Genomic DNA, 2,694 nt, shown 5'->3' on the forward strand with positions numbered 1-2,694 from the left:
GGGGTCGTTTGCGGGAGGGGGCGGAATCCTACGCTAAGGCTTTGGCCAGCGATATTCTCCGGTGAGATTGATGTGTTCCCATCCGAGCGGCGAAACATGGGCCAAGAGATCGGGCGATAGCAGCTTTCCATCGCGTTTCTGGTTTGCAACGACCTCGCCGAGCTTCATGGTGTTCCAGAAGATGATGATGGCGGCGAGCAGATTCATGCCGGCGATGCGGTAATGCTGGCCTTCGGCGGAACGGTCGCGGATTTCACCGCGGCGGTGGAAGCTGATTGCCCGCTTCAGCGCATGATGAGCTTCGCCTTTGTTGAGCCCGATCTGGGCACGCCGTTGGAGTTCGGCATCCAGAATCCAGTCGATCATGAACAGGGTGCGCTCGACGCGACCGACTTCCCGCAGGGCTGTCGCGAGCTCGTTCTGCCGCGGATAGGAGGCGAGTTTCCGCAGAATCTGGCTTGGCGCGACGGTCCCGGCAGCAATGGTGGCGGCGATGCGCAGGATGTCGGGCCAATTGCGCTCGATCATGGCTTGGTTGACCTTTCCGCCGATCAACGCTCGCAGGTGCGCCGGGGCGGCCGACGGATTGAACGCGTAGAGCCGTTTGGATGGCAGGTCGCGGATGCGCGGAGCGAACCGGTAGCCGAGAATGGCACATGCGGCAAAGACGTGATCGGTGAAGCCGCCCGTGTCGGTGAACTGCTCGCGGATATGGCGTCCAGCATCGTTCATCAGCAGGCCATCGAGGATGTAAGGCGCTTCGCTTGCCGTTGCAGGAATCACCTGGGTTGCGAACGGCGCATATTGGTCGGAGACGTGGCTATAGGCTTTCAGGCCCGGGGTATTGCCATATTTCGCGTTGACCAGGTTCATGGCCTCACCTTGCTCTGTAGCGACGAAGAACTGTCCGTCGCTCGAAGCCGACGTGCCCATGCCCCAGAACCGGGCCATGGGTAACGCTGCCTGTGCCTCGACCACCATGGCCAGCGCCCGGTCATAGGCTTCGCCCTCGACATGCCACCGTCCAATGCGGATCAATTCCCAGAAGGTGTGGGTGTTTGTCGCATCCGCCATTTTGCGCAAGCCGAGGTTGATCCCTTCCGCCAAGATAACGTTCATTAGCCCGATCCGGTCAGCGCAGGGTGCTCCTGTGCGCAGATGGGTGAACGCTTCGGTGAAGCCGGTCGCCGCATCCACCTCCAGCAGGAGATCGGTGATGCGCGTGGGCGGGATCTGCTTGTAGAGATCGAGCACCAGATCTTCGGCGCCTGTCGGCGCGGCGGCTTCGAGTTTCTCGATATGCAGAACGCCGTTTTCAATCGACCCGCCCGGGATCGTGCCTGCGCGAGCGGCACGGCCAAGCTCGCGCAACCGCATGTCGAGGCGAGCTTGCCGGTCTGCCAGCCATTCCTCCGGCCGCAATGGCACAGCGAGACGACCGCCTTCCGCGATGGATTGTGCCGGAACGAGTGCGTGTTTCAGATCGCCATAGCGCCGGGACCTAGTAAGCCAGACATCTCCGGAGCGGAACGCATCGCGCAGATGGAACAGCACCGCGATCTCCCATAGGCGAGCGTCGCCAGCCCTCTGGGCCCGAAGGTGGCGATGCCATTTCGAGCTGGGCCGCAAGAAGCTGGTCATCGCGGCATCGTTCAAACCGGTACGAAGGGCCGTCACCGCTTCCAGAAGCGGCAGTGCAACGGGCGCAGCTCGCAGATCGAGCAGGCGCAACATGCGTGGAGCGTATCGGCGGAAGCGGTGATAACCGTCGAGCACATGATTGAGCGGATCGTCGGCCATGGTGGCGGTCAGCCTGGTTGCCATTGCAACAAGGGTTTTTAAGCCGTCCCACCCTGACCCACTCGCGATGACATCGCCCAGCGGCTGGCCATCATCCTGTGCATCGACCAGGGCGCCCCCGATCTCGGCGAAGGATTTCAGGGTGTCACGCACCACCCCCGCTTCGTCTGCGACCTTTGCATGGCAAATACGCTCCGAAGCACGGTAGAGACGGCCGACGATCCGGTCGTGGGTTTCGACCACTGCGTCGGCCAACATCGCCTGCCATTCCGAGACGCAAACAGCCAAGATCGCAAGCCGCCTGTCCTCCGGGAGATCGCGCATGCCGTCGGCATAATACCGTTCACCCTGCCTGCGCAGACGAGTCACCCGATGGGCAGGAACGCCGGCAAGCAGATCCTCGGGGAGATCGATGCGTTGCAGATATTCGAGCCGGTCGAGCAGCCGGTTGGCCGACGAAGAGTTCGAGCCAGGCTCGAACTGGCGCAGCCACACAAAACGGGTCACCCGATCATCAGCCGTCTCCTCGAGCAATGCCAGCAACTGTTCTCGGATCGACATAGGCAGCCGACTGGCGATCCTCGTCTCGATGCGTCGCTCGGCATCGACGAGAGCCGCGGCACAAAGCCGCTCGATCGTGGATGTCGCGGGAAGGACAGTGCGGGTGCGTCGGCACTCGGCTACGAAGCGACGGGCGATATCCTCGTTCGACACCGCCATCTCGGCTTCTCGGAACAACCATTCCTTCAGCTCGCTCGCACCACGTCCGGAGAAGGTGCGGAAGCCGTAGAGCCCCCGTAACTCGGCAAGATGCTCGTGCCGTGTTTCCTCGCGGGCAGCATAGTCTACGAGATCGTCGGCACCCAGGCCAAGCTGCGCTCCGATAAATTCGAT

The 2,694-nt window shown here is 62.2% G+C and carries 1 protein-coding gene; it reads right to left on the reverse strand.

From position 1 onward, the window contains the following. Window positions 1-33 precede the first annotated feature (33 nt). A partial coding sequence (locus tag OKC27_RS22555; protein ID WP_270806738.1) for a Tn3 family transposase occupies window positions 34-2,694 on the reverse strand: 2,661 nt, incomplete at its 5' end.

It is taken from the genome of Aeromonas sp. QDB62, from assembly GCF_027705695.1.
In the GTDB taxonomy this organism is placed as follows: Bacteria; Pseudomonadota; Gammaproteobacteria; order Enterobacterales; family Aeromonadaceae; genus Aeromonas; species Aeromonas allosaccharophila.